At 66.3% G+C, this 1,720-nt stretch carries 2 protein-coding genes and 4 pseudogenes; 3 read left to right on the plus strand and 3 right to left on the minus strand.

From position 1 onward, the window contains the following. A pseudogene (locus AB0M27_RS47620) lies at nucleotides 1-182 on the minus strand (DNA-directed RNA polymerase subunit alpha); the annotation flags it as partial. Between the two features lie 191 nt (nucleotides 183-373). Between AB0M27_RS47620 and AB0M27_RS47625 the strand changes: the two are divergent. Together AB0M27_RS47625 and AB0M27_RS47630 are read left to right on the plus strand one after the other, a co-directional pair. Further along, a complete protein-coding gene (locus tag AB0M27_RS47625) occupies nucleotides 374-595 on the plus strand; it encodes a hypothetical protein (RefSeq protein WP_365732440.1) in 222 nt (73 codons plus the stop codon). 7 nt (nucleotides 596-602) lie between these two features. Next, the gene (locus AB0M27_RS47630; protein WP_365732441.1) at nucleotides 603-767 is read left to right on the plus strand and encodes a hypothetical protein; all 165 of its coding nucleotides are present in this window, start codon (nucleotides 603-605) and stop codon (nucleotides 765-767) included. Here AB0M27_RS47630 and AB0M27_RS47635 read toward each other — a convergent pair. Further along, nucleotides 755-910: pseudogene (locus AB0M27_RS47635) on the minus strand (aldo/keto reductase); the annotation flags it as partial. The gene AB0M27_RS47630 and the pseudogene AB0M27_RS47635 overlap by 13 nt on opposite strands. A gap of 348 nt (nucleotides 911-1,258) precedes the next feature. Between AB0M27_RS47635 and AB0M27_RS47640 the strand changes: the two are divergent. Continuing rightward, nucleotides 1,259-1,453, plus strand: a pseudogene (locus AB0M27_RS47640) (IS630 family transposase); the annotation flags it as partial. 19 nt (nucleotides 1,454-1,472) lie between these two features. Here the strand turns inward: AB0M27_RS47640 and AB0M27_RS47645 are convergent. Then, nucleotides 1,473-1,655, minus strand: a pseudogene (locus AB0M27_RS47645) (leucine zipper domain-containing protein); the annotation flags it as partial. Nucleotides 1,656-1,720 lie beyond the last annotated feature (65 nt).

The following is a 1,720-nucleotide window of genomic DNA, read 5'->3' on the forward strand; positions in this document are numbered from 1 at the left end:
TGCAGGACACCGTCGATCCGGATCGAGGTGACGGCGGCACCCGGGATCGAGGACAGGAGGGTACGGCGGAGGGAGTTGCCGAGGGTGTAGCCGAAACCCGGCTCCAGCGGCTCGATCACGAACCGGGAGCGGAACTCGTCGACGACCTCTTCGGTCAGTGACGGACGCTGAGCAATCAGCACGTATTGCCTCCAGTGTTTGGCGCCCTCTATCTGACGCCGTGGTCCCCGAAGAGTACGGGCGGTGCGGCCTCCCACGAAGCCGAACCGCCCGTCTGGAGGTCGGCCGGTCGGCAGGCGAGCTCTTGCTGGAGTGGAGTTCACCGATCAGCGAGGTACCCACCAGCGTAGTTCGTAGGCGCATACTGGGGGCAATGACAAACCCTGCTGCACCGAAGCGTCATTTGCCCACCAGCCCCTTCAAGGCCCCGGTCACGCCGGCTCCCAAGCACTTCGCCGTGGGCGACCAGGTAACACACGACGTGTACGGCCTCGGCCGGGTGATCGGCGTCGAGGATGGGATCGCGGCACTCGTGGATTTCGGCTCGGAGCAAATGCGGATCTTGAGCCCGTACGCCAAGATGACCAAGCTGTAGGACTGCTGTGCCCGGTCACGGCAAGCGCGACTTCGAGAGTCGGTACGGCAAGCTGATGACGGCGTTCGTCTGCTCGAAGATCCTCGGGCCGCAGGCGCACGCGGAGGATCCTCGGCTTGAGCCCGCGCGGCGCGCGGCCGAGCAGGTCATCGAGGAGCTTCAGACGGGCTGATCAGGCGAGTGGTCCCGAAGGAGCATCCGGTACTCCTGGACGGTCCGCTCCTCGACTGCGCCGGACAAGGCGCCGACGAGCTCGCCCAGATGGGCCGGTTCGTCGGTGCCCACGGCGATGGAGCCGACGCGCGGCAGTTGATACCGCGCAGAACCTGCGCCAGCACATCGATCCCTACAAGCTCTTCCAGGAGTCGTGGCCCCTACGCGACAGCCTGCGCACCGCCGCCGACCACATCACCGTCCTCGACCAGGCGCTTGCCCAGATCCCCGACGCCCACCGCCATGGCACACCCATCCTCATCCCCGCGGACAGTGCCGGAGGATCAAAAGCGTTCCTCGAGCACGTGCGGGCTCTGCGCTCACGCGGGATCTTCACCTGCTTCTCCGTCGGATACGCCGTCACATAGTGCTTGACCGGGAAAGTTCGCCGGGTTGGCGGTCGTGGCGGTTGGATGGGCGGTGCCGTTTGATCCGACCGCTGGAGCTGTCGTGGCCGAGCCTGTCCGTGTACGCCGGCTGACCGACCAGGAAGGGCAGAAGCTGCAGCAGATCGTGCGCCGGGGCAGTACCAGCTCGGTGCGCTACCGGCGCGCGATGATGCTGCTGGCCTCGGCCGGCGGAAACCGCGTTCTGGTGATCGCCCAACTGGTCCAGGCCGACGAGGACCCCGTCCGGGACGTCATTTCCATTCCGGCAGCTCGCGGCGATCCGTCATGCCGGCGGGGCCTTCTTCGCGGTAGCGGTCTGCCCACCGTTTCGCCGTGGTGGGTGAGACTTGAAAGCGCTCGGCTGCGCGCCGTATTGGCCATTTGTCTTCGACCACACACTGGGCCAGGCGCAGGCGGCCGGTTTCGGTGAGGGGTTGTGAACAGCTGCCGCGGAACAGCGTACGAGTGTGTTCTGGCGCGGATGAGTGAGTGTTCGGGCTGTGGTGGGCGTACGGGGAACGAT

The organism is Streptomyces sp. NPDC052107 (genome assembly GCF_040680215.1).
Taxonomy (GTDB): Bacteria; Actinomycetota; Actinomycetes; order Streptomycetales; family Streptomycetaceae; genus Streptomyces.

Coding starts and splice junctions, on each gene's coding strand:
- AB0M27_RS47625 (WP_365732440.1), top strand. CDS start 374: ATGACAAACCCTGCTGCACCGAAGCGTCATTTGCCCACCAGCCCCTTC.